Genomic DNA, 22,881 nt, shown 5'->3' with positions numbered 1-22,881 from the left:
GGGGCAGGATGGAACCGCTGGTTACACCAGACGGATCAGAAGTGGTAACCCATACCGAGGTTGAAGCCGTCGGCATCACCGGCGTCTTCGTTCTGCAGCTGATAATCCGCCTTGAATACCACTTCCGGCAAGTAGTAGTAATTCACACCAACATCAGACTGGGTCGCATCCACACCGGACTGCTGGGACCAGGCGCTGTGACGCACAAACGCGCCCCACTGCTCAGCCGCTTTCCAGTCCAGCTCCACATAACCACCGGCCTGAACATCCTTGCCAGCAGCCTTGGCATCATCACCGGCAACATCCCAACGGGCGTACAGGGCTTTTGCCGTGACATCACCCATCTGGTAAATCACGTGACCGCCCAGCAGGGTGGCGGATTCGGCATAAGAGGTTTCAGCACTCTGGTCGAGGTCTGGCTGGTACTGGGCATAACCGGACAGTTCCAGACCGGAAACACCACGCCAGGTCACACGGCCGGTCAATGCCAGATCGTAGGCATCGGCTAACGAGCCTTTCTGTTTGCCCGCTTTCAGATCAAACGGGTCTGCATCGGAACTGGTGGTTGGATCGTCGGTTTTCAGGCCTTCCGATACCATCAGGTCGTAGCTCACACCATTGTCGAAGTGCTGGTTAAAGCTGACACCGGCGGAGTACCAGGTGGTCGGGATAATGGTGGTTTCGATTACCGGACGTTCCACCCCGTAGAATGTTGGTGGCTCGTGGGTTTCGTTCACACTGCCCACCGGCATCAGCAGGATACCGGTGCGCAGCTGGGCGTTGTTGGTCACATCCAGTTCCACGTAGGCCTGTTCGATTTCAACGGCACCACTGCTGGAAGCACTGACCAGCACGTGCTCCACTTCCCACTCGGTGACAAAACGGGCACGTTCGCTGAACTCGTAACCGAAAAACAGCACCACGCGGTGCATATCCAGCGTACGGGTATCGGTGCCGTTTTCATTCAGATGGTTGTAGTGCATCTCACCGTAACCACCAATCTTCACGCGGCTGGCTTCGGTGCTGGATTGTTGTTCTTCCATGCTGGAAGCCATGCTTTCCAGACGCTGGTCGAGTTCCTGAATGCGCTGTTCGAGACGGCGAATGGTTTCGTCCTGGTCATCGGCGCGGCTGACACCGGAAGCCAGCATCATGGCGGCCGCCAGTGGCGCCAGTACAAATGGGGTCATCTTGTTCATGCAAAAATCCTGTGCATCAGGTGATTAAGGGGTTCAGTCGCCGTCGGTGAAGTTGATGCCCAGACTGACGTCGAGGGAATCCGGAATTTCACGTTTGCAGTTGCCATCCAGAGCCGCGGCCATGCTGTTGAAGCTCACCGAATCCTGGTCGGCAATCGCTTCGCGAGCAGCAGCAATATTGGCGCGTACGGTATCGGCGTTGGTGCCATTGCCGGAGTTATCCATCAGCCCCAGCAGGCTGACGGTGGAGGCATCGGTGCCTTCCAGCAGCTCTTCGATTACATCAATACCCTTGCTCATCTGGGCCCAGTTATTGGCAGACAGTTGAGCAACGTTATTCACGGTATCGCGGGCGTCGAGGTAATCGAGGTATTCCTGCACCGAGGTAATCAGCACCACCAGCGGGGTTGAACCATCCAGATCACCGGCCAGAAACAGGGTGCGGTATGAGCTTTCACCTTCGAGGTAAGAGGTATTCCAGCCATCAACGATGTACTGAGCTTTTTCTTCCATCAACCCGGCCAGGCCGCTGGCCAGCTCACATTTGCGTGGCGTGCTGACAAACTCTGCCACCACTGCATCAAGGTTACTGTTCTGGCTGGCGGCGGTTTCAAACAGCGCCACTTCCAACGCCAGCAGACCCACGTACTGGAAGGTTTTGCCTTCGAAATAGGTGGTGTTCAGCTCATCACTGCTTGCCAGCAGGTTGTCAATTTCGGTACGCACGGTTTCGGTGTAGTTGGTGCCACGCAGACGGTAGGAATCGATGTACAGATACGCCGGGAACACCACGTCATCATTGACCGGGCCAAAGTTGAACGGCAGCACGCCGTACCAGTTGGTGGCCAGGGTTTTCCAGCGTTCCTGCAGGGTTTCCAGACCGGCACGATCCGGTGCGGCACAGAATTCTTCCAGACTGCCAGACAAATCCTGGCTGGCACTCAGAAAATCATTGGTGGCGGGAATAATGGTGTTATCGACCACCTGTTCGATCGCCAGATCCAGAGATTCCTGGGTCAGGCTGGCGACATCATTGGGACGAGTGCCATCACAACCGGCCAACCAGCCGACCGCAGCCACACACAAAGAGGACAACAGAAGTTTGTTCATATCGGGTTCCGGAAATCAGGCGCTCGTAACAGGATTGGCAGCAGCGCGGAAAGACAGATGCAGATCAGGCACCAGCAGGCTGTTCATATGGTTGTCCCAGTGACGGTCATTCCAGCTCATGCGCAGAGTGCGGTTTTCCTTGAGACTGGCAGCATCCAGCAGACGCACTTCACCGGCGGAATTGCTCAGCACAAAGTGCTTCTGATCGCGACTGCAGGCCAGGCCACAGACATCGTGGAAGCGGTAATAACCGGCCAGTTCGAGGCTGTCGATATTCCAGAACGCCACCAGATTGCCACGAGGACTGGAGAATCCGGCGACCCGCTCACGGGCATTGATCACCACACTGCCCATGTAATCATCGAACTGCGCCAGCACCATACTGGGCTCAGCCAGCAACTGCAGAGGCTGACCCGGTTTGTGAATGGCCCCCAGCGCCACCAGATCGTTGTTGTGCATGGCCGCCCGTTGAACCTGGGTAGCAATCGCCACGGTGCCATCCGGGGCAACATCCAGATGCCGGATGCTGGCCTTGCTTTCCGGCAGACGCCACTGGCTGAGGATTTCGCCGGTCGCTCCGTTCATGTAGACCAGACTGGAGTCCATGCTGTCGAGATTCAGCACTTCTTCCTTGCGATCCGGATGGGTCAGCAGACCACCGTTGGCAATCACCAGGGTCTGCTGGTCGGGCATCAGACGCACTTCGTGCGGGCCAATACCACCACTGCTGTAGTCGGCGACAATCGCCCAGCTGCTGGTATCGCGCACCACCACCTGGCCACTGCCTTTTTCGTAGTTGGATTCCACCGAATACAACAGGCGACCGTCGGCACTGAAACAGCCATGACCCGCCAGGTGATAACCCGGCTGACAGTCGATACGCTTCAGCACGGACTGTTTGTGGATATCCACCACCACCAGCTCACGGCCAGGCGCACGGGAGAACATCACTACCTGTGCCGGTTGTTGCGGGTTCTGGGCCATGCCGTGACCACGAAAACCGGCCAGTACCGAGTTGGCCTGTTGCAAATCCGGGCTGATCCAGCCCAGACCAAAATGCTCGGCGTCCGAACCTTCGGCACTCACCCAGGCCTCGTGCCAGCCGGCTGGCAGCGCGGTTGTGGTGTTATGGGAATTGGTGGCAGAGGTCAGGGCGCGAGCGGGATTGGCACCCACTACTGCCGCCGCAACCAGACCACCCGGAATCATCTGCAGCAGGCGACGCCGCTGCGAGCTGGGCACAACGCCCGCTTGCTCAGGTAATTTCATCGTCCGTCTCTCTCACATGACCCGCCGCAACGTCTGTCGGTTGTTCTAACGGGTGATCAAACACATCAAAGGGAATCTACAAACGCCGTCAGGGCCTGGCGCTGCGGCTGCGGTAACGCGATAAACCGCTGACGGGCCGCACGGGCTTCACCGTCGTGCCAGAGAATGGCCTCTTCCACCGAACGGGCACGGCCATCGTGCAGGAACAGGCCACTGCCATTCACTTTCAGGCCACTGCCCGCGCCCCACAGAGGTGGTGTGCGCCATTCACGGCCGCTGGCCAAAAACTCCTGACGTTCATCGGCCAGACCATCGCCCATGTCGTGCAGCAGCAGGTCGGTATAGGGCCAGATGGTCTGGTTGCCCAGATGCGGAAATTCGGAGCTGGCAGCGGTTTGCCAACGTGGCTGATGGCATTGGCTACAACCGGTCTGTTCAAACAGCGGGGCTGCTGACGCCGTATCAGCAACTTGCTGGGGATCACGACGCGGCACACCGAGCTGACGAGAGAAGTTAGCGACCAGCAACAGCAGGTCGGCGGGCAACTCAAAGCCGTCTTCGTTATTGCCATCGGCTTGCTGGTTACAGCGGGTTTGCGCGCTGCTGCAAGGTTGATTCGGGAACAGCGGATTACTGATGCCAATATCATTGGCGAATGCTGAAGCCACGATGCTGTCGACGTTGGCACGATTGGCTTTTAAGCCGAAACGACCACTGCGCATGGCCTGATCACGCGGGTCCCAGACCTGATTGAGGCGGCCGGAAATCCCGTCACCATTACGATCATCAGGGTCGGCGTTGGCAGCAATATCGGCTTCAGGAATCAGTTCCAGCAAACCGGCACCATGTATGGGAGGCGCATTACGCAGGCTGAAACGGGTGTCCGGATGAAAATCGCCATAAGCGGCTTCGGTTACCTGCAAACGCGGTTTACGTAACACCACCTGCTGACCATCCGGATACTGGAAGGTTTGTTCGTCCCAGAACAGTCGCACTTCGGCCTCAGGAGCCACATCACCACTGGCGGCGATGGCGGTAGGCGTTGCTTTGCCGAGCTGATGCAACAGGGCTACTGAACGTACTTGCAGCTGTTCACCGTAAACCGGATCAGCCAGTACGCCGTCGTGGGGATCAATCGTGTTAGCGTTGGCACCGGCACGGCTCAGTTTGACCAGCGGGCCAACAAACAGGGCTTCGCCGCTGTTGTCCGGCACCCGGCTACGACCACCACGGATATGGCAGGCCAGACAGGCTCGGGCGTTATAGATTGGACCAAGGCCATCACGCGCATCGGTGGCAGTGGGTGCCTTGATCCAGGGTTGTTCGGCCAGCGCCCGTCCGGCATAAAAATCCGGACGTAACGCTTCTGGCATATTGGCAACCGGCCGGTCAAAGGACGGGCCGGGCTGACGGCTGGTGCTGCCACTGCCACCGGCCAAAACCGGATTGGCATCTGCAGCTGCCCACACCCGCGGGCCAAAGGCCTGCAGTGCCAGCAACAACAGTGGTAACAGTCGCAGCAACCCCATCAACCACACATCTCAGTCACAAGTCGCTTCTGGATCAGTGGTGTCACACGCAGAGGCTTCGTCATCCACCACATCAGCATCCAGACCCAGTTCTTCCGCCAGATCGCTGATCACGGAGGACTGAGCGTTCAGCGCCACAATGGTCTGGTAGATCGGGTTGGTGCGATTGCGGTTGGCATCCATGATCAGCACGTCAAACGGCACACCGGTACGGGCCTTGGCATCAATCGCGGTGTAAGCAGTTTCGGTGGTGGTCAGTGCCGACTCCAGACTGGTCTTGATGGTGGTCAGACCAACATCGGTCAGGTAGTCATCAATACCGTAACCACTGATGGTAGTACCGGCATCGTCGACACCATCGAGGTCACTGTCGTAACCGTTGTACACACCGTAGTAGCTGTTGGAGATACCTTCGGCATCCAGCCAGACGTCGCGGTGAGTGTTGTCAGAGAAGCAGGAGTGCTCGTCTTCCTGGCTGTTGGCGCTGAATGCAATCTGCATACGCTCACCGGCCAACTCACCTTCAGACAGGGTGCCCATACCGGTCAGAATTTCCGTCAGACGCTCTTTGGCTACTGCTTCGGTGGTGATGTTGGTGAACGCGGTGCGGTAAGCAGAACCTTCAGCCCAACCATCACGCACCTGTTCCAGATCGGCGATCAGCTTGGCAACCGCCACTTCCAGGTACTTGTGACGACGGTTGCTCAGGGAGCTGGAGTCGTAGGTGGTGCTGGTGCCATCGTAACCCGGTACGAAGTCAGACAATGGACGTTCACCGCCGGTAGCAAACGTGTTCACCGGATCAACCGCGCCACGTACCGCTTCGGTTTTGACGGCCTGTTCGCGGTCGGTACCGTCAGTGGTGGTGTAATCGTCTTTCAGATCCTGGCCCCACAGCAGGAATTCAATCGCGTGGTAACCGGCAATCACGTCACGCTCGTCATCAGCGGTTACGGTATTGGCCAGCAGATCGGCGTTAATTTCAATGGTGGTGGTGTTGATGATGTTGCTGTCGTGGCTGTCGGCGGTCACCGCACCATTACCAGCGATCCCCACGCTGTTGGAAGTCACACCAATCTGGTCAGTACCAAAATCCGAGCTGTTCACCTGTACGTAGTCGATCAGGGCTTCGCCCAGTGGCCAGGCGTTGATGTCACCTTCCGGACCATCTTCGGTTTCGTAATCGGTGGAATCAATCGGGCTCAGACGGAAACGGTAAACCTCAGACTGCAGGTACGGTTCACGCGCCACCAGCCAGGCTTTTTTGGCCGCCAGCAGGTTGTCGGCGGTTGGATCGGCGCGGAAAGTCGCCAGTGCCGTTTGCAGGGCTTTGGCAGTGGTAACGGCATCGCTGTAAATCGCGTAAGCGATATCGGCGTTGGTTTCAGCCACCTGGGCAACCTTGGTCACATTGATCACGGATGTGGATGAACCGGTATCAGTGCCGGTATCGGTAGAAGACGAGCTGCTGCCGCCGCCACCGCCACATGCAGTCAAAAGGGTTGCAGTGGCAACGGCAATTGCCAGGTGGGAAAGCTTCATGGGTATCTCCTGCGAATGGATTCCTGCGCCTTGCTTTGATGCGGATATGGACGCTTATGAATTGTTAGATCCTGAGTGACATTACAATATGTTTAATGATAACAATTTGCAATTGCTGTAGGTCATGATTCGCGTTAACTGCTGTGATAATATCCCAAACCATATTGCATCGTATTCACCAGAAATCCGGGACCACCGGATCAGACGAACAACCGGACGAAATCATGAACTGGCAATTAATCCTGATGACTGGCCTGCTGAGTGCGGGCGTTCTGACTGGCTGCGGTGGCGGCTCCAGTGGCTCTTCTGAATCAGCCACCCCGACGTTTACCACCAAGGCCGCGCTGGGCGAAAGCCTGTTCAGTGATGTAAACCTGTCGTTGAATCGCACCCAGGCATGTTCTACCTGCCATAACCCGGACGCCGGTTTTGTCGATAACCGCACCGGCTCCGACGGCCTCGTTCGTGCCACGTCTCTGGGTGACGACAGTGCTTCTCTGGGTGATCGCAACGCGCCTTCAGCGGCCTATGCCAACCAGACCCCCGAATTCTCGAACGGTACGCGCACCCGTTTTAACAGCCAGCAATCCGACTACAGCGGTTATCTGGGTGGGCAGTTCCACGATGGTCGTGCCAGCACCCTGCAGGATCAGGCGGCAGGTCCACTGGTGAACAGTATTGAGATGGGAATGCCGGACAAGGCCAGCGTGGTGGATCGTTTGCTGGAAAATGCCGACTATGTGGCGTCATTCAAGCTGCTGTACGGCGACACCGTTTTTGACGACACCGATACCGCTTATAACGCCCTCACCGAAAGCATCGCGGCATTTGAAGATACCGATACGTTTGCGCCGTTTGATTCAAAGTACGACCGTTATATCGCCGGTGATACCAGCATTTACGACCCACTCGACAAAGCTACTCTGGGCAAGGCGCTGTTTTTCTCCCAGCAGTTCACCAACTGCGCCACCTGCCACCAGCTGAAATCCCAGGGCAGCGCCAAGGAAACCTTCTCCGGCTACGAGTACCACAACATCGGTGTACCGGTGAATGCTGACGTCCGTGCGGACAATGGCAGTGCTGACGATTATGTGGATACCGGCCTGCAGACCAACAACACCGCGGTTACGGCCGATAGTGAGCGAGGCAAATACAAGGTGCCAAGCCTGCGTAACGTGGCAGTTACCGGCCCGTACATGCACAACGGCGTATTCCGGGATCTCGACACCGTTATCCGTTTCTACGACCACTTCCTGACCGGCTCCACCAACAGCCTCAACCCGGAAACCGGTGTGGCCTGGGCCGATCCGGAGGTGAGCGACACCATCAGTACCACCGAACTGCAGGATGGCAGCACCCTCACTGATGACGACGTGGACGCGCTGGTGTGTTTCCTGCGCACCCTGACCGATGCCCGTTATGAATCCCTGTTACCGGACGATGGCCTCTGTGACTGATCAACGTTTCCCCCTGTTCCTGTGTCTGTTGGCCAGCCTGTTGCTGGCCCGCCCGGCTGCGGCTGAGGATTACCTCAGCCAGGCAGATTTTCTGAAACAGGCGTTCGCCGCGGTAACCCCCGAGGTCAAAACCCTGTGGCTCAACAATGACCACAAACAGGCTGCCACCAGTATTTTTGGCCATGCCTACAACGGTATGCGTGTGCGTTACTGGCAGGGCGACAACTCGCGTCGTGCTTGGATCGTGGAAGAAATCGGCAAGGAACGCCCGATCAGCATCGGCGTGATTACCGAAGGCAAGGAAGTAAAAGATGTGGTGATTCTGGCCTTCCGTGAGTCCCGTGGCTGGGAAGTGAAAAACCGCTTTTTCACCGAGCAGTTCGCCAATGCCACGTTGACCACTGACCAAAATCTGGATCGCAAGGTCGATGGCATTACCGGCGCGACCCTGTCGGTACGAGCCGTCACCAGCAGTGTGCGCTGGGTGTTGTACCTGAACTCTCAACTGGATCTGCCAGCGTCCTGAACTGGCGATCCACATCGGAAAACGTATGAAACCCGCCCAACCCCATCGCCGCCGTCCATCCATGCCCATGGCGGCTCGTCTGATTCTCTGGCATCGCCGCGTTGGCATTCTGCTGCTGCCCGTAATGATCATGCTGGCCGTCACCGGTTTGCTGATCAATCACAGCCAGAGCCTCGGCTGGTATGAGAAACCGGTGTACGCCCGCTGGATCGGTGCGCTGTATGGCATTCCGCCGCGGCAAACAGATCAGGGATTCAAGGCTGGCACTGTATGGGTCAGCCAGGTCGGTGACGAGATTTACTTTAATCAGCAAGGGATTGAGCACTGCTCCTCCACCCTGCTGGGGGCGGTAAGCTGGCAAGACAACATTGTGGTTCTGTGTGACCAGCGCGCCCAGTTACGCACCAACGAGGGTCAGTTGATCGAAAATCTGCCCGAGCTGCCGACCAACGCGACCGGCCTCAGCAACCAGAACGACCAGCTGTGGTTATTCCTGAGCAACAGCCAACCACAGTGGCTGGACGACAACAGCTGGAGCTGGCAAGCGGCCGTTGATGCAACACCAGCAACCGCCGTTGCACCACAACTATTACCCGCCGATTTGAAATCCAGCCTCAATCAGGAACAACCCCTGCCCGGCATCAGCCGCGAGCGTTTCCTGCTCGACCTGCACAGCGGTCGTTTGTTTGGGGACTTTGGCGTACTGGTAGTGGATGCCGCCAGCCTGTTATTGGTGTTTCTGGCCGCGTCTGGGGCCTGGAGCTGGTTGCGCCGCCGTCTGCATCGACAGGGGAATACCCCTTCACGCCGTCCACGTAACTGAGTCAACAAGCATATCAATGCTTGCAGGAACCGGACGCAGTACCTATCCTGCGCCGGTTTTATAGCCATATTCTCCAGTCACTGGAATATCGCCCCTCATACGTCTGTGGAGCTGTTATGGATCTGCTGCTGGCCTCTGGCCTTGATCTCACCAATACCCTGTTCCTGATTCTGGCCGCCGGGTTTACCTCGTTTCTGACATCTGCCGTTGGCATTGGTGGCGGTGTGCTGCTGCTGGCCATTATGGCCTCGATTGTGCCTGTATCGGCGCTGATTCCGGTACATGGGCTGGTACAACTGGGTTCCAACGGCAACCGCGCCATCATGATGCGCCAGCACATCGACTGGAGGATGCTGAAGTTTTTCTGCATTGGTGCCGTTGCCGGTGCCGCACTGGCCTCCATGGTAGTAGTGCAACTGCCATTAACAGTGATCCAGCTGGCCGTTGGCGGATTTATCCTGTTTCTGGTGTGGGGGCCCAAACCGCCAAATCGCGACATGAGCAACGGCGGACGTATGGCCGCTGGCGCTTTCACCACCTTTGTCACCATGTTTGTGGGCGCGACCGGGCCATTGGTTGCCGGATTTGTGCATCGCAACAACTACGACAAGCTGAAGCTGACGTCGACCTTTGCGGCCTGTATGACCTTTCAGCACAGCCTCAAGGCGCTGGTCTTTACCGCAGTGGGGTTTGCCTTCTGGCAATGGCTGCCATTAACCATCGCCATGATCGCCAGTGGCTCGGCAGGCACCTGGTTGGGTCTGAAAGTGCTGAACCGAATTCCGGCGGAAAAATTCAAACTGGCCTTCAAGGTAATAGTGACCCTGATGGCCATCAAACTGCTGTGGCAGGCACTCAAGCCAGTGCTGGCGGGTTAACCCCCGCCACACTGTCATTACCCCGCTTTCCATTAACCCCAATGCTGATCAGTCAAGCATCCAGTGGCACTCTGCGCTTATCACCGACAGCAGATGGCTGCACGATTTCCAATGCTTGTTAATTGGTACATCCGTATGCCCTCTTGGGGGACCTTGTCCCCCGGCCGGGCGGGCCTCCCCCTGCTTAGCCCGACTGGGCTCGTTTATCCGGTATTCCCCGACAACGGCGTTTCGACCCCGGCCCGATGGCACATCCCTGTGCCAACGGGCCTTGCGGGGCATCCATGCCCCGGCCGGGTCGGCCGTTGCGGTGAATTCCGGCTCGCCCAGATGGGCAGAAGCAGCCAGCTGCGCTGGGCAACGTCGGCAATCTATGATGAGGTTGTCGCCAAGAGGATGAATTGACCGTGTAGTGTTATGCCCGGCATATTCATGGGTATAACAACGCAGGAATGGCCCTGATGCCGATCAGTATTGGAAAGTCCTTAACTGATCGGCATTGATCCATTTATCCCGCTTTCTATTAGTCACGCCATCCATTAGCCCAGACGCGCGTGCATTTCGCGCAGCAGGCCATCGGTTTGTGCCCAGCTCAGGCAAGGGTCGGTAATGGATTTGCCGTATACCAGTTCACCGTCCATTTTCTGGTTGCCCGCTTCAATGTAGCTTTCCAGCATCACACCCAGAATCTCCGGGGTGTTACGGCGCTGATCTACTACCTGCAGAGCAATATCCAGCTGACGCTCATGCTGCTTGCAGGCGTTATCGTGGCTGCAATCCACCAGCACACGGGTATTACAACCGGCATCCGCCAGCGCCTTGCGGGCAATCGCAATGCTGTTAGCATCGTAGTTGGTGATACCACGACCACCCCGCAGCACCAGATGGGTATCCGGGTTCCCCGGAGTATCCAGCATGGCAATACGGCCATGGCAATCCACACCCAGGGTGTGATGGCTGTGACGAGCTGAAATCATGGCGTTCACCGCGGTGCTGATCGAACCATCGGTGCCGTTCTTCAGGCCTACCGGCATTGGCAGATGACTGACCATTTCACGGTGCGTCTGCGATTCAGTGGTACGTGCACCAATGGCAGTCCAGCTCACCAGATCATCCAGGTACAGCATCGCCAGCGGGTTCAGAGCTTCAGTCGCCAATGGCAGGCCCAGTGCAATCAGATCCAGCATCACCTGACGGGAACGTTCCAGACCCAACGCCATATCACCAGTGCCATTACGCTCCGGGTCGTAGGCCAGACCTTTCCAGCCGATATGAGTACGCGGCTTTTCGACGTAGGCGCGCATCACAATCAGCAAACGGTCGGACAGTTCTTCATTCAGCGCCGCCAGACGACGGCCGTAATCCAGAGCCGCGACTTCATCGTGCAGAGAGCAAGGACCGGTAATCACCAGCAGACGGGAGTCGCTACCGTTCAGACAATTACGGATCGCCTGACGCTGGCAATCCACCTGCAGCTGCAGCGCTTCCGACAGCGGCAGACGCTGCTTCAGCTCTGCAGGCACTGGCAATGGACGCACTGCCGGATCTTGAGCCATACGGGCTGGCATTTCGTGGTTCTGCTTCTGGGCTGTGGTGCCTGCTGCAGTGGTGGTATTAGAGGTAGCTACGTTCATTTCAAAATCTCCGACCTGGGGTGTGGTTCAATTCGTTCAACAGATAACTGGTAAATCCGCAATCGTTCAGAAGCGGCGATAACGCCAACGCGCCGCCGCACAGCTAAATCGCCAGTGCGCCCAATCCGCGAGGATCCAGATGCGATGTTTCATCGCACTGTTGTGTTGTACGGAACGACCCATGGTCATCTCCCCTCTTGTACCGGTTTGACCGGCATCAGCCAAAATTACGGCCATAAAAAAACCCCGACTGGGACTGCCAGTCGGGGTTTTCCGGTGGCAGTCTGGCGTGAGCCGGGACTGCCTGTGTACGAGTTGTACGTTAGTGGCAGCCGGGCTCCTGGCTAAAATAAAAATAGCCAAAACCGAACTGCCAATACGCCACCTGAGCAACCAGATCACGACCAGACAGCAGCGCAGCGGCCGCGAGGGCGCTGTGAGCAGAGCTGTTCATGGAAGTGGTGTTTTTCATGATTGTCAGACACATATCAAATTAGTGATTTACTGGATACTAATCGTTATCACAGGAAAAACAACCCGTCACTCCAACTTTTTGACACCGGCCGACTCCGTTGGAAGCAATCGGAAAACGGTATGACCAGTACACAATGTGATCAGGAAGCGACAACTAACAGACTATTTCACGAATCAATATTGATCCCAATCAAAAGATGTCTATGATGTGACAGTCAACTTAAGTGACAGTTTAGTCATTAATGAATGGCATCAGTGTGATAAAGGACTCGCCAGCAGGTAGTGTCAACAACCATCAGCACTAACGACAAGATAAGTCGCAGCCTCGACAAATTATATGAATTATCAATAATTATACTTTTGATAATAAGGATTCACGATTACTCTTGTCGGACAAATTTATCCTCAGACACATTCCGGGCCGCCGACCACCATTCCCGAGGAGCTTTCCAAATGAGCGACGCCGATCTCGTATTCCAGAGCTACGGACGCAGCTGCAGTAATGCCGTTTTCTTCGAAGACTTCTACACCATTTTTATGGGTAAATCGTCCGACGTCAGTGCCATGTTTGCCAACACCAACATGGAATCCCAGCGTGCTCTGCTGCGAAGCGGCATTTTATGGCTGGTAATGCACGCTCGTGGTCTGCCAGATACCAAAATACGCGCCCTTGGGGAAAGTCACAGCAAAAAGAAAATGAACATCAAACCGATGTATTACAGCCTGTGGCTGGATGCTCTGATGGAAACGCTGTCTCGCCACGATCCGAAGTGGACCAGCGAGCTCGAGCAAGTGTGGCGACGTACTCTACGCCCAAGCATCGATTTGATCCAGAGCATGTACGACAAGTAACACTCGTTAGACAAAAAGGCTGCAGTTAGTCCCCATTGACGACTTTTGGGAAGTATTGGCAGGCTGGAGGAAGTTCATTGAATTGCAACATAGCGGTTCGATAGTCTTTCTAACCAGCCTGGTTCCACTTACAAAAGGAATGTCCCATGAATACAGCCGTTTGCCTTCAAGAACAGCGCCTGAACGACCGTGCCGCCCTGCACAAGAATGTCAGCGTGTTCCAACAAGCCAACAAGGAATATGTCGGGCTGCTGCTCAACTGCTCCGATGGCGGCATGATGATTTCCTCTTACCAGCCGATTCTGCCGGGAACCCGCCTGCAGCTTGAGCTCGTCGACATCCCGCCACATCTGGATACTCACCGAAAAGGCCTGTGCACCGTCGAGGTAGTCTGGAGCAAACTGATCACGCCAAGCCTGTATGGCGCGGGCTGCCGAATCGAAGGGGCATCCGACATGATGACCACCATGATTCGCAGCTATATGCGAGGCTGAAGGATTACCAAGCCCCAAATAAAAATCGCGGCCTCGCCCCTTCTGACAGGATCGATAAGCCGCGATTTTTTTGCATCACAAACACCAGAATTCAGCGTCCCGGCCCTTCGAATCGAATACACTCGGTAAAATTCACCAGCGATATTCCAATTTCAGCCAATTTCACCTTTGTCCACTTTGTCGAGCAAGGCAACTTTCAGCCCGGGATGTGAATGCCCGAGAAGTAAACGCTAGAGCATCCAGCCGCCAATGGTGGCCACCGCCAGCCACACCATCCACACCGACAACGAACGCCAGTGCAACTGGTGCCACTCTTCCAGCTCCATGGCGGCTGCTCCGACATCATCTTCAGCGCTGTGCCACTCACGCTGACCAGGAGCAAACGACAATGCTGCTCCGGCAATGTCAGTTAAAACCTGCTCACTGGAAGAACCGGTATTCCAGAGTGATGCCCGCCATACCGGCAAGGCACTCAGCATATTGCCAGCCAGACAGTAAGTAAGCCCTAACACCCGTACTGGTGCCCACTCCAGCCAATGCAGATACCAGGCGGCACGCGGGTTACTGTAATCCTGTTTGCCTTCTGCACGGGTATGCGCGTATTGGAGGGTCAACCAGGCCAGTACCACACCGGCCACATCGGCCACCATGTACCAGAACACCATCATGAAAAAATACTGGAACCAGCGGAACAGCACGGCTCGCATCACACTTTCATTCATGGTTCGCGCATCGTTGCTCATCCCCAACGCAGGCACCGCCAGAGACTTCTCAGCAATCAGAAACGCCCCCTGCACATCACCTTTCAGCAAGGCCTCGCGGTACTGATCAAGGGCATCACTCATCGCCAGTTCCGACAAAATCAGATACAGCAGCACCACTTCCAGCGCCGCAGCCGGTAACCCCCAGGCCAGCGACTCCACAAACCAGAACACCAGCGCAAAGGCCAGTACCGGCAGTACTACCACCAGACCAAAACGCAGATCGGCCGAGCTGTTCGCCACCACCGGCAAACGGTGAACCCGCGCCAGCCATCCCTCAAAACTGCGAAATCGACGAACACTGGTTTTATGCGGAAGCTGGTAATGCAGCAGAACCGCCAGGAACAGCACCAGAAATTTCATACATCCCCCGTTGTGATTCCGGCACGCAAACGCGCCCAGTCAAAAGCAGGTCCGGGGTCCGTCTTGCGCCCCGGAGCAATGTGTTCATGGCCAGTAATACGATCCGGCGTAATCAGCGGATAAGCCTCCCGAATCGCCGCAATCATGGCCACCAACACTTCATATTGTTGTTCGGTATAAGCCTGATCATCGGTGCCTTCCAGCTCGATGCCAAGCGAAAAATCATTACAGTTGTTACGCCCGTCAAAGGTCGACACCCCGGCATGCCAGGCGCGATCGTTTGCGTTCACAAACTGGAACAGGCTGCCGTCACGCTCGATCAACCAGTGACTCGACACCTGCACCCCTTCAATATTGGCAAACCATGGGTGCTCGGAGGTATCCAGACAGTTCTGGAAAAAACGCTGCACACAACCAGTGCCAAACTGCCCCGGCGGCAAGCTGATGTTATGAATCACCAGCAATGACACCTCGGCCGCTGGCCGCGGACCAAAGTTGGGCGAAGGACACCACACCGCCTCATCAAGAACACCGTTAACCAATTTCAATCCCGGATTCCTTTTATTCCAAATACCATCACCGCAGAAGCCGCAGCCGTTCAGCCGCAGCCGTTCAGCCGTTGGCCGCGACACCGGCTTCAAACCACCCGACACAGCATAAAAATGCACACTTGGCCGGTTCGGTGTAACATTCCCGCCGCTGAAACTGCGCTCCCGCATGTTGACCTCATGTCGACAGCGGCACAACCCGCAGCCAAACACCGACCCAGACCATAGAGAGCTACCATGGACCTGCGCCAGCACACTGCCGATATCCAAACTGCCGTACAACTTGCCCTCGCCGAAGACGTCGGCAGCGGCGACATCACCGCGCAACTGATCCCGGCGGACGAACAGGCGCATGCCCGCATCATCACCCGTGAACGCGCCATTGTGGCCGGTGTTGCCTGGGTAAACGAAGTATTTCGTCAGCTTGATCCATCAGTACAGGTGATCTGGCGCGTGAGTGAAGGCCAATGGGCGCGCCCGAACCAGGTACTGTTTGAACTGGTTGGCCCAGCGCGCAGCCTGCTGACCGGCGAACGCGCCGCGCTCAACTTCCTGCAAACGCTTTCCGGCACCGCCACCCGCTGCCGCGGATACGCCGACCGCGTAGCCGGCACCGGCGTACGCCTGCTCGATACCCGCAAAACCCTGCCGGGTCTGCGCATCGCCCAGAAATACGCCGTTAGTGTGGGTGGCTGCTACAACCACCGCATCGGCCTGTATGACGCCTTCCTGATCAAGGAAAACCACATCATGGCCAGCGGCGGCATCAGCCATGCCGTTGAACGCGCGCGCCAGATCGCCCCCGGCAAACCGGTAGAAGTTGAAGTCGAAAACATGCAACAGCTGGACGAAGCCATGGACGCCGGTGCCGATATCATCATGCTCGACAACTTCAACCCACAACAGATGACCGCCGCTGTCGCCCACTGCCGCAACCAGACCGGTGGCCGCATCAAACTGGAAGCCTCCGGCGGCATCACCACCGATACCCTGCGTGAATACGCCGAAACCGGTGTCGACTACATCTCGATTGGCGCCCTGACCAAAGATTGCAAAGCGATTGATTTGAGTATGCGTTTGATCAAATAACTATCGACCATCGTTTGTTCACTCCAGCCATATACCTGCTCCGCTTCTTTAATTCAGCAAGATCCGTAAAACAAGATCAGGATAAAAGAAGCGGTCTCTCCAGCAACCAAAACACGATCTGACACCCCCCCCTCCCTGAGCGCATGTCTAACGACATGCCTGACAACATGGGAACCACTGCTTTTCATCACGGTCTTCACAGCCATGTTGGCAAAGTGAACCAGCGCCTCTTGTAAGCCGCCAGCGTCGCCCTTACCTTGCCGACTGTCCGTTATTGTCTGTAAGGAATACTGACCATGCATCTGACCCAACTGAACCGTTTTAAAGCTGCTGGCATTCACTTCGGCATCAGCCTTGCGATTTTTATTGCCCTCGTCATTATGGTGTTTACCGTCTGGTATCCGGGCATCCTCAGTAAAGTGGATACCGGCTGGCATCGGGCCCTGCTGTTAATTGCCGGTGTGGATCTGGTACTGGGACCACTGTTAACCCTGATCGTCTTTAACCCGGCCAAAAAAAGCCTGCGCTTTGACCTTGCCGTGATTGCCATTGCCCAGCTCAGTGCGCTGGTAGCGGGGCTTTATACCGTCCATACCACCCGGCCGTTAGCCTTGTATACCGCACTGCCTGCTGCGGGGTTCGATACCCTGTATGCACATCAGGTGAACCCGGAAACCCGAGCCTTCCTCTCACACTCCGATAACAAGCTGTTTTATTACGCACCGGATAACAACTTCACGCCATTTGGTGCTGCCAGCCTGGAGCAGATCACACCAGCCGACCTGCATTCCACCACTGCAGCGGAGTTCGCAGCGTTTATGAAACAGAGCACCCCAGACGGATTACTCGAAAAAGACGGTGCCTACACCATTCCTCAGGGCCAGAGCGGCAAAAATCTGGTGTTACTGGAAAAAAATGGCCAGCTGCGTGAAATCCAGATAGCCACGGGTGATTAAATCGTTCTTCTATAACCCTGCGACCAATTACGTCGCAGGGCCCAAGCACCTGACAAATTTTGTCAATATCTGACCTTTTCAACACCACTTGATTCATCAATATTCCGGCACTTCGGAACTGATCGTCCAACAATCCGTGATGAGCGTCACGAAAGTGGCGTAAAAAGGCGCCTGAAACCCAACATCAAAAGTTGGCACAGCATTCGCTTATAGTCTATTGAAGCACAACAAACCGGCCAGATCGCCAAGGTTGGCAGAATCAAACCGGTTTGGCTTTCAGCGCACACTGATTTGCCTGACCCTTACATATCTGTAGCAAGTGGAGAACTTCCTATGAAAACCATGCAGAAAGGTTTTACCCTGATTGAATTGATGATCGTTATTGCGATCATCGGTATCCTGGCAGCTGTTGCTATTCCTCAGTACCAGGACTACGTACTGCGTACCGAAGCCACCAATTCTGTTGCAGCGGCACGTCCACTGCAGCTGGCAGTAAGTGAATACGCTGCTCGTTACTCCGCTCTGCCAGCCGACTGTGCCACCGCTCTGAAGGGTTACACTGGCGTATCTTGCACCCCTGGTGACCACAAAGCCGGCAATGTAGCCAGCATCTCTGTTGCGGATAGCACTGCTGTTCTGACTGTAACTTTTGGTACTGCAACCTCTGGTGTACCAGCTGAAATCGCTGGCGACACCTACTTGCTGACCCCAACTCGCGCTGCTAACGGCGTTGTTACCTGGGCTGCTTCTGCAGGTACCCTGGACGCTAAATACGTTCCAAAAGTGAAGTAATTCACAGCTAAAAAAGCCCACTTCGGTGGGCTTTTTTTTTATCAAAAAAGTCGTTACGTTTTAGGCACTTTATTTGCTTAATCAAGACATAAAAACATCCAACACAAATGGAGCATGTATGAAAAAACAGGCTGCTTTTACCTTGATTGAGTTAATGATTGTTATAGCAATTGTTTCGATTATCTCATCGGTAGCAATCCCTCAGTATCAGGAATATGTTCTGCGAACCGAAACAACCAATGCACTACATGCCTTTCGCCCACTGCAACTGCATGTTAGTGAATATGCAGCACGCTTTGCGACGCTCCCTCCGGACGCCACGACTCTGGGAAATTACTCCGGTATCGACACAACTCCGGCTAGTTTTTCTGCAGGGAAACTGGCATCCATCACGATAGGCAGCAATGGATTGCTCACCGGCATGTTTATGAGTGCCAGCGCAGGAGTGCCCGATCCTATTGCAGAAAAGACATTCAGTCTCTCTCCAAGTCTTGCAGGCGGAATCGTTACCTGGACTGCAGTGCCGGGAACGCTCGCATTAAAATACGTCCCAAGAATGCGCTAACTCGAATTTGAGACTTCCTTAAAACCCCACAAGGATGCGAGTGGTAGTTCATCGGGGGGTTTGTTATGTTAGCCGCTTATCGTTATTCCAAGAGTAGTGAACATGGCCGTTCTGACCGGCATTCCCCGTCGCCTTGTTGAAAAAAACCTGCTGGATGCCAACCTGGCTCAGGAACTGTTAAACCAGTCGCGGCAGAACAAAAAAAGTTTTATCGCCACCGCTATTGAATCAGGCAAAGTCAAGGCACGGCCAGTTGCCATGGCCACCTCGGAAGAGTTTGGTGTACCGATTCTGGATCTGGATGCACTGGATCTGGAAGTGGTGCCGAAAGAAGTGATCAGCACCGAACTGATTGAAAAACATCAGGTGTACCCGCTATTTGTGCGTGGCAATCGCCTGTACGTTGCCCAGAGCGACCCGGCCCAGATTCATTCGATTGACGATATCAAGTTCAACACCGGTATGACGGTTGAATCGGTGCTGGTGGAACACGACAAACTCATCAGAGCGGTTGAACGCTTATTATCGGCATCCGACCAGACACTGGGTGATCTCAGTGGAGATCTTGATCTCGAAACTGAAGACACCAGCACCAACAAAAAAGAAGAGCAAACCAACAACCCTGATGATGACGCTCCGATTGTGCGTTTTATTAATAAAATGTTGCTGGATGCCATCAAAATGGGCTCATCGGATATTCACTTTGAGCCTTATGAAAAGCGTTATCGTATTCGTTACCGTACTGACGGTATGTTGCATGAGGTTGCCAGCCCGCCGGTGGGCCTGGCCGGTAAAATTGCCGCTCGTGTCAAGGTCATGTCACAGATGGACTTGTCTGAACGCCGTATACCGCAAGACGGCCGTATCAAGATGAAGGTGTCCAAAAACAAGGCCATCGACTTCCGGGTGAATACCCTACCGACCCTGTTTGGCGAAAAAATCGTATTACGTATTCTCGATCCATCTTCGGCCAAACTCGGTATCGATATGCTGGGTTACGAACCAGCGCAGAAACAGCTGTATATGGATGCCCTGTCGAAACCCCAGGGTATGATTCTGGTTACTGGCCCAACCGGCTCTGGTAAAACCGTATCCCTGTATACCGGTCTGAATATTCTTAACACCGAAGATACCAACATATCCACCGCCGAAGACCCGGCTGAGATTAACCTCGAAGGTATTAACCAGTGTAACGTTAACCCCAAGGTTGGCCTCGACTTTGCCGCGGCGTTACGTTCGTTCTTACGTCAAGATCCGGATGTGATCATGGTGGGGGAAATTCGAGATCTCGAGACCGCCTCTATTGCCATCAAGGCGGCACAAACCGGTCACCTGGTGTTGTCCACCCTGCACACCAACAGCGCCCCGGAAACCATTACCCGTCTGGCCAACATGGGGGTGCCTTCGTTTAACATTGCGACCTCGGTGACCCTGATTATTGCCCAGCGTCTGGCGCGTCGACTCTGTGGCAGCTGTAAAAAACCCGCTTCCATCCCCAAAGCGGCCCTGCTGGAAGCCGGTTTTACCGAAGAACTGCTGACAGGAGCAACGCTGTTTGAACCAGTGGGTTGCGAGATGTGTAAAGGTGGGTATAAAGGCCGTGTGGGGATTTACGAAGTAGTTAAAATCACCGATGCCCTGTCCCGTATTATTATGGACGGCGGTAACTCGATCGAAATCGCCGATGTTGCCAAAAAAGAAGGGTTTAACGACTTGCGCACTTCGGCCCTGATGAAAGTTGCCCAAGGGCTTACCAGTCTGGAAGAAGCAAACCGGGTAACCACCGATTGATACGTGTGGTTAGATAACCGCAAGGGAAAGCCACAGCGCTTTGCACCGATGTTCAGAGGATACTGATAGTTATGGCCAAACCGGCTGCTAAAAACATCGAATTTGTCTGGGAAGGCCTCAACAAAAGCGGCCAACCTATGAAAGGTATTGCCTCGGGTACCAGCTTGGCCATTGTTAAAGCCCAGCTGCGTAGCCAGGGCATTAACACCACCAAGGTAAAGCGTAAACCCCAACCGTTTTTGGGCCTGGGGGGCCCTAAAAAGAAAAAAGTCACCAGTCTGGATATTTCGTTTTTTATCCGCCAGATGGCTACTATGATGAAAGCCGGTGTACCGCTGGTGCAGAGTTTTGAGATCGTTGCCGAAGGTATGGATAACCCATCTGTACGAGAATTGATTTTAAAAATCCGCGATACCGTATCGGCGGGTAACGACTTCGCCAGTGCTCTGAAAGCTCATCCTGAGCACTTCGATGACCTGACCTGTAACCTGGTGGCCGCCGGTGAACAATCCGGTGCGCTGGAAACCATGCTCGACAAGGTGGCGATTTATAAGGAAAAATCCGAAGCGTTAAAGTCCAAACTGAAAAAAGCCATGGGTTACCCAATTACGGTATTGGCGGTTGCTGCGATTGTGACCGGTATTCTGTTGATCAAGGTAGTGCCCACCTTTGAAGATCTATTCAAGGGTTTCGGCGCAGAATTACCAGCCCCAACCCAGTTTGTGATTTATCTGTCTGGCCTGGTGCAGGAATACTGGTTTATGGTCGTAGGTGCCGTTGCGGCATTGGTTTATGCCCATAAACATATGATGAAAACCTCCCAGGCCTACCGGGATGGTTTTGACCGTGTTGCTTTGAAAGCCCCCGTTGCCGGCCCGATTATCGAAAAAGCGTCGGTAGCCCGATTTGCCCGTGTATTGTCGACCACCTTTGCTGCCGGTGTGCCGCTGGTAGAGGCGCTGGAAGCCGTATCCGGTGCAGTGGGTAACGTGGTATTCCGTAATGCCGTGTTAAACGTGCGCTCCGGTGTCGCCACCGGCCAACAAATGCACTTTGCCATGCGCAGTACCGGTGTATTTCCCAATATGGTGGTGCAAATGACCAGTATCGGCGAAGAAGCCGGCGCCCTTGACAGTATGCTCGACAAGGCAGCGACTTATTACGAAAACGAAGTAGACGGCATGGTAGACGGCCTGACCGCCATGATGGAACCGCTGATTATGGCCTTCCTCGGGGTGGTGGTCGGTGGTCTGATCATCGCTATGTACCTGCCAATCTTCCAGCTGGGTAACGTGGTATAACAATGCAATTCCTGCAGTTGATTGGTGAAAACCTCTGGTCACAAATTCTGGCCATTACCCTGCTCGGGTTATGCCTGGGCAGTTTTATGAACGTGGTGATTCTGCGTTTGCCGATTATGATGTTCCGCTCCTGGAAGGCCGAATGTGAAGAGATAGCAAACCTGCCAGATCACCCGGCCCTCAAGGACTTGTCCAAACCGTACAACCTGATCAAGCCAGACTCCCACTGCCCCAAATGCGGCACGGCAGTGCGGGCTTGGCAGAACATTCCTCTGCTCAGTTTTGCCTTGTTAAAAGGTAAGTGTGCGGGTTGTGGTACCAAAATTGGCTGGCGTTATCCGATTGTGGAGCTGGCCACCGGCGTGATGAGCCTGGTGGTTCTGAGTGTTTATCCATGGGGCCTGCCGTTGCTGGCCATGCTGGTATTCACCTGGTTGTTGATTACCATGTCGGTGATCGACATTGACCACCAGATCCTGCCAGACGTATTAACCCTGAGCCTGCTGTGGCTGGGCTTGATTGCCAATAGCCAGGGCCTGTTTACCGATCTGCATTCCGCCGTATTGGGTGCGGTGTTTGGTTATCTGAGCCTGTGGTCGGTGTACTGGATCTTCAAGCTGGTGACCGGCAAGGAAGGTATGGGCTTTGGTGACTTCAAACTACTGGCTGCTTTGGGTGCCTGGCTGGGTTACCAGAAACTGCTGATGATTATTCTGCTATCCTCGGCGGTGGGGGCTGTGATTGGTATCGCTGGCATTATGATTCTGGGGCGTGATCGCAATCTGCCAATTCCGTTTGGACCTTACCTGGCAGCAGCGGGCTGGATTGCTGCGCTGTGGGGCGATGGTATTCTGGCCTGGTATTTTCATTAAGTAATCCCCTATTTTGTATGATCGCGGCCAACGGCTTCGCCGTGGCCGCTCTTGCA

Annotated in this window: 22 protein-coding genes; 13 read left to right on the top strand and 9 right to left on the bottom strand. The window is 55.0% G+C overall.

Translation table 11 applies throughout. The features are described 5' to 3' along the window. Window positions 1-35: 35 nt before the first annotated feature. The 5 genes from OUO13_RS03805 to OUO13_RS03785 form a co-directional block, all read right to left on the bottom strand. Complete coding sequence (locus OUO13_RS03805; RefSeq protein ID WP_283172520.1) at window positions 36-1,199, bottom strand: porin family protein; 1,164 nt, start codon at window positions 1,197-1,199, stop codon at window positions 36-38. A 33-nt stretch (window positions 1,200-1,232) separates the two neighbouring features. After that, window positions 1,233-2,309 carry an imelysin family protein gene (locus OUO13_RS03800; RefSeq protein WP_283172519.1) on the bottom strand — a complete coding sequence of 359 codons (1,077 nt, stop codon included), beginning with the start codon at window positions 2,307-2,309 and terminating at the stop codon, window positions 1,233-1,235. A 15-nt stretch (window positions 2,310-2,324) separates the two neighbouring features. Beyond that, a complete protein-coding gene (locus tag OUO13_RS03795) occupies window positions 2,325-3,578 on the bottom strand; it encodes a DUF1513 domain-containing protein (RefSeq protein ID WP_283172518.1) in 1,254 nt (417 codons plus the stop codon). Window positions 3,579-3,643: 65 nt separating this feature from the next. Next, entirely contained in the window at window positions 3,644-5,107 is a 1,464-nt protein-coding gene (locus tag OUO13_RS03790) for a di-heme oxidoreductase family protein (RefSeq protein WP_283172517.1), read from the bottom strand. Between the two features lie 12 nt (window positions 5,108-5,119). Beyond that, the gene (locus tag OUO13_RS03785) at window positions 5,120-6,649 is read right to left on the bottom strand and encodes an imelysin family protein (RefSeq protein WP_283172516.1); all 1,530 of its coding nucleotides are present in this window, start codon (window positions 6,647-6,649) and stop codon (window positions 5,120-5,122) included. A gap of 224 nt (window positions 6,650-6,873) precedes the next feature. Between OUO13_RS03785 and OUO13_RS03780 the strand changes: the two genes are divergently transcribed. From OUO13_RS03780 to OUO13_RS03765, 4 genes are all read left to right on the top strand, one after another. Beyond that, the gene (locus OUO13_RS03780; RefSeq protein WP_283172515.1) at window positions 6,874-8,106 is read left to right on the top strand and encodes a cytochrome-c peroxidase; all 1,233 of its coding nucleotides are present in this window, start codon (window positions 6,874-6,876) and stop codon (window positions 8,104-8,106) included. After that, the gene (locus OUO13_RS03775) at window positions 8,099-8,632 is read left to right on the top strand and encodes an FMN-binding protein (protein WP_283172514.1); all 534 of its coding nucleotides are present in this window, start codon (window positions 8,099-8,101) and stop codon (window positions 8,630-8,632) included. Before OUO13_RS03780 ends, OUO13_RS03775 begins: the two co-directional genes overlap by 8 nt. Window positions 8,633-8,657: 25 nt before the next feature. Next, entirely contained in the window at window positions 8,658-9,455 is a 798-nt protein-coding gene (locus OUO13_RS03770; RefSeq protein ID WP_283172513.1) for a PepSY-associated TM helix domain-containing protein, read from the top strand. Window positions 9,456-9,571: 116 nt separating this feature from the next. After that, on the top strand, window positions 9,572-10,333 hold the full coding sequence (locus tag OUO13_RS03765; RefSeq protein ID WP_283172512.1) for a sulfite exporter TauE/SafE family protein: 762 nt from the start codon (window positions 9,572-9,574) through the stop codon (window positions 10,331-10,333). 539 nt (window positions 10,334-10,872) lie between these two features. Here the strand turns inward: OUO13_RS03765 and OUO13_RS03760 are convergent. Together OUO13_RS03760 and OUO13_RS03755 are read right to left on the bottom strand one after the other, a co-directional pair. Then, a complete protein-coding gene (locus OUO13_RS03760; protein ID WP_283172511.1) occupies window positions 10,873-11,967 on the bottom strand; it encodes a 3-deoxy-7-phosphoheptulonate synthase in 1,095 nt (364 codons plus the stop codon). 322 nt (window positions 11,968-12,289) lie between these two features. Next, window positions 12,290-12,439, bottom strand: coding sequence for a hypothetical protein (locus OUO13_RS03755; protein ID WP_283172510.1), 150 nt, complete (start codon window positions 12,437-12,439; stop codon window positions 12,290-12,292). A 455-nt stretch (window positions 12,440-12,894) separates the two neighbouring features. Between OUO13_RS03755 and OUO13_RS03750 the strand changes: the two genes are divergently transcribed. Together OUO13_RS03750 and OUO13_RS03745 are read left to right on the top strand one after the other, a co-directional pair. After that, window positions 12,895-13,293: a globin domain-containing protein gene (locus OUO13_RS03750; protein WP_283172509.1), complete on the top strand. Its 399-nt coding sequence runs from the start codon at window positions 12,895-12,897 to the stop codon at window positions 13,291-13,293. A 146-nt stretch (window positions 13,294-13,439) separates the two neighbouring features. Further along, window positions 13,440-13,787, top strand: a complete 348-nt coding sequence (locus OUO13_RS03745) for a PilZ domain-containing protein (protein ID WP_283172508.1) — start codon at window positions 13,440-13,442, stop codon at window positions 13,785-13,787. A 230-nt stretch (window positions 13,788-14,017) separates the two neighbouring features. Here the strand turns inward: OUO13_RS03745 and ampE are convergent, their stop codons facing one another. Further along, complete coding sequence (ampE, locus tag OUO13_RS03740; protein WP_283172507.1) at window positions 14,018-14,911, bottom strand: regulatory signaling modulator protein AmpE; 894 nt, start codon at window positions 14,909-14,911, stop codon at window positions 14,018-14,020. Further along, entirely contained in the window at window positions 14,908-15,459 is a 552-nt protein-coding gene (gene ampD, locus OUO13_RS03735; protein WP_283172506.1) for a 1,6-anhydro-N-acetylmuramyl-L-alanine amidase AmpD, read from the bottom strand. The genes ampE and ampD overlap by 4 nt, the downstream gene beginning before the upstream one ends. Window positions 15,460-15,696: 237 nt before the next feature. On the opposite strand from ampD, the gene nadC reads away from it, so the two are divergent. From nadC to OUO13_RS03700, 7 genes are all read left to right on the top strand, one after another. Continuing rightward, entirely contained in the window at window positions 15,697-16,548 is an 852-nt protein-coding gene (nadC, locus tag OUO13_RS03730) for a carboxylating nicotinate-nucleotide diphosphorylase (RefSeq protein ID WP_283172505.1), read from the top strand. Between the two features lie 296 nt (window positions 16,549-16,844). Then, window positions 16,845-17,504 (top strand): hypothetical protein, encoded by a 660-nt coding sequence (locus tag OUO13_RS03725; protein ID WP_283172504.1) that lies wholly within the window; start codon window positions 16,845-16,847, stop codon window positions 17,502-17,504. A gap of 333 nt (window positions 17,505-17,837) precedes the next feature. Further along, the gene (locus OUO13_RS03720; RefSeq protein WP_283172503.1) at window positions 17,838-18,296 is read left to right on the top strand and encodes a pilin; all 459 of its coding nucleotides are present in this window, start codon (window positions 17,838-17,840) and stop codon (window positions 18,294-18,296) included. Between the two features lie 118 nt (window positions 18,297-18,414). Further along, on the top strand, window positions 18,415-18,861 hold the full coding sequence (locus OUO13_RS03715; RefSeq protein WP_283172502.1) for a pilin: 447 nt from the start codon (window positions 18,415-18,417) through the stop codon (window positions 18,859-18,861). Window positions 18,862-18,963: 102 nt separating this feature from the next. After that, window positions 18,964-20,652 carry a type IV-A pilus assembly ATPase PilB gene (pilB, locus tag OUO13_RS03710; RefSeq protein ID WP_283172501.1) on the top strand — a complete coding sequence of 563 codons (1,689 nt, stop codon included), beginning with the start codon at window positions 18,964-18,966 and terminating at the stop codon, window positions 20,650-20,652. A 71-nt stretch (window positions 20,653-20,723) separates the two neighbouring features. Continuing rightward, window positions 20,724-21,953 (top strand): type II secretion system F family protein, encoded by a 1,230-nt coding sequence (locus tag OUO13_RS03705; RefSeq protein WP_283172500.1) that lies wholly within the window; start codon window positions 20,724-20,726, stop codon window positions 21,951-21,953. 2 nt (window positions 21,954-21,955) lie between these two features. Then, entirely contained in the window at window positions 21,956-22,825 is an 870-nt protein-coding gene (locus OUO13_RS03700) for a prepilin peptidase (RefSeq protein WP_283172499.1), read from the top strand. Window positions 22,826-22,881: the final 56 nt, after the last annotated feature.

The organism is Parathalassolituus penaei (genome assembly GCF_026626885.1).
Lineage (GTDB): Bacteria > Pseudomonadota > Gammaproteobacteria > Pseudomonadales > Oceanobacteraceae > Oceanobacter > Oceanobacter penaei.
The sequence above is the reverse complement of the archived record's forward strand: the minus strand, read 5'-3'. Positions and strand labels throughout refer to the sequence as shown.

Bases quoted from the DNA above. Each gene is read 5' to 3' on its own strand.
- OUO13_RS03805 (WP_283172520.1), bottom strand. From the start codon at position 1,199: ATGAACAAGATGACCCCATTTGTACTGGCGCCACTGGCGGCCGCCATG.
- OUO13_RS03800 (WP_283172519.1), bottom strand. From the start codon at position 2,309: ATGAACAAACTTCTGTTGTCCTCTTTGTGTGTGGCTGCGGTCGGCTGG.
- OUO13_RS03795 (WP_283172518.1), bottom strand. From the start codon at position 3,578: ATGAAATTACCTGAGCAAGCGGGCGTTGTGCCCAGCTCGCAGCGGCGT.
- OUO13_RS03790 (WP_283172517.1), bottom strand. From the start codon at position 5,107: ATGGGGTTGCTGCGACTGTTACCACTGTTGTTGCTGGCACTGCAGGCC.
- OUO13_RS03785 (WP_283172516.1), bottom strand. From the start codon at position 6,649: ATGAAGCTTTCCCACCTGGCAATTGCCGTTGCCACTGCAACCCTTTTG.
- OUO13_RS03780 (WP_283172515.1), top strand. From the start codon at position 6,874: ATGAACTGGCAATTAATCCTGATGACTGGCCTGCTGAGTGCGGGCGTT.
- OUO13_RS03770 (WP_283172513.1), top strand. From the start codon at position 8,658: ATGAAACCCGCCCAACCCCATCGCCGCCGTCCATCCATGCCCATGGCG.
- OUO13_RS03765 (WP_283172512.1), top strand. From the start codon at position 9,572: ATGGATCTGCTGCTGGCCTCTGGCCTTGATCTCACCAATACCCTGTTC.
- OUO13_RS03760 (WP_283172511.1), bottom strand. From the start codon at position 11,967: ATGAACGTAGCTACCTCTAATACCACCACTGCAGCAGGCACCACAGCC.
- OUO13_RS03755 (WP_283172510.1), bottom strand. From the start codon at position 12,439: ATGAAAAACACCACTTCCATGAACAGCTCTGCTCACAGCGCCCTCGCG.
- OUO13_RS03750 (WP_283172509.1), top strand. From the start codon at position 12,895: ATGAGCGACGCCGATCTCGTATTCCAGAGCTACGGACGCAGCTGCAGT.
- OUO13_RS03745 (WP_283172508.1), top strand. From the start codon at position 13,440: ATGAATACAGCCGTTTGCCTTCAAGAACAGCGCCTGAACGACCGTGCC.
- ampE (WP_283172507.1), bottom strand. From the start codon at position 14,911: ATGAAATTTCTGGTGCTGTTCCTGGCGGTTCTGCTGCATTACCAGCTT.
- nadC (WP_283172505.1), top strand. From the start codon at position 15,697: ATGGACCTGCGCCAGCACACTGCCGATATCCAAACTGCCGTACAACTT.
- OUO13_RS03725 (WP_283172504.1), top strand. From the start codon at position 16,845: ATGCATCTGACCCAACTGAACCGTTTTAAAGCTGCTGGCATTCACTTC.
- OUO13_RS03720 (WP_283172503.1), top strand. From the start codon at position 17,838: ATGAAAACCATGCAGAAAGGTTTTACCCTGATTGAATTGATGATCGTT.
- OUO13_RS03715 (WP_283172502.1), top strand. From the start codon at position 18,415: ATGAAAAAACAGGCTGCTTTTACCTTGATTGAGTTAATGATTGTTATA.
- pilB (WP_283172501.1), top strand. From the start codon at position 18,964: ATGGCCGTTCTGACCGGCATTCCCCGTCGCCTTGTTGAAAAAAACCTG.
- OUO13_RS03705 (WP_283172500.1), top strand. From the start codon at position 20,724: ATGGCCAAACCGGCTGCTAAAAACATCGAATTTGTCTGGGAAGGCCTC.
- OUO13_RS03700 (WP_283172499.1), top strand. From the start codon at position 21,956: ATGCAATTCCTGCAGTTGATTGGTGAAAACCTCTGGTCACAAATTCTG.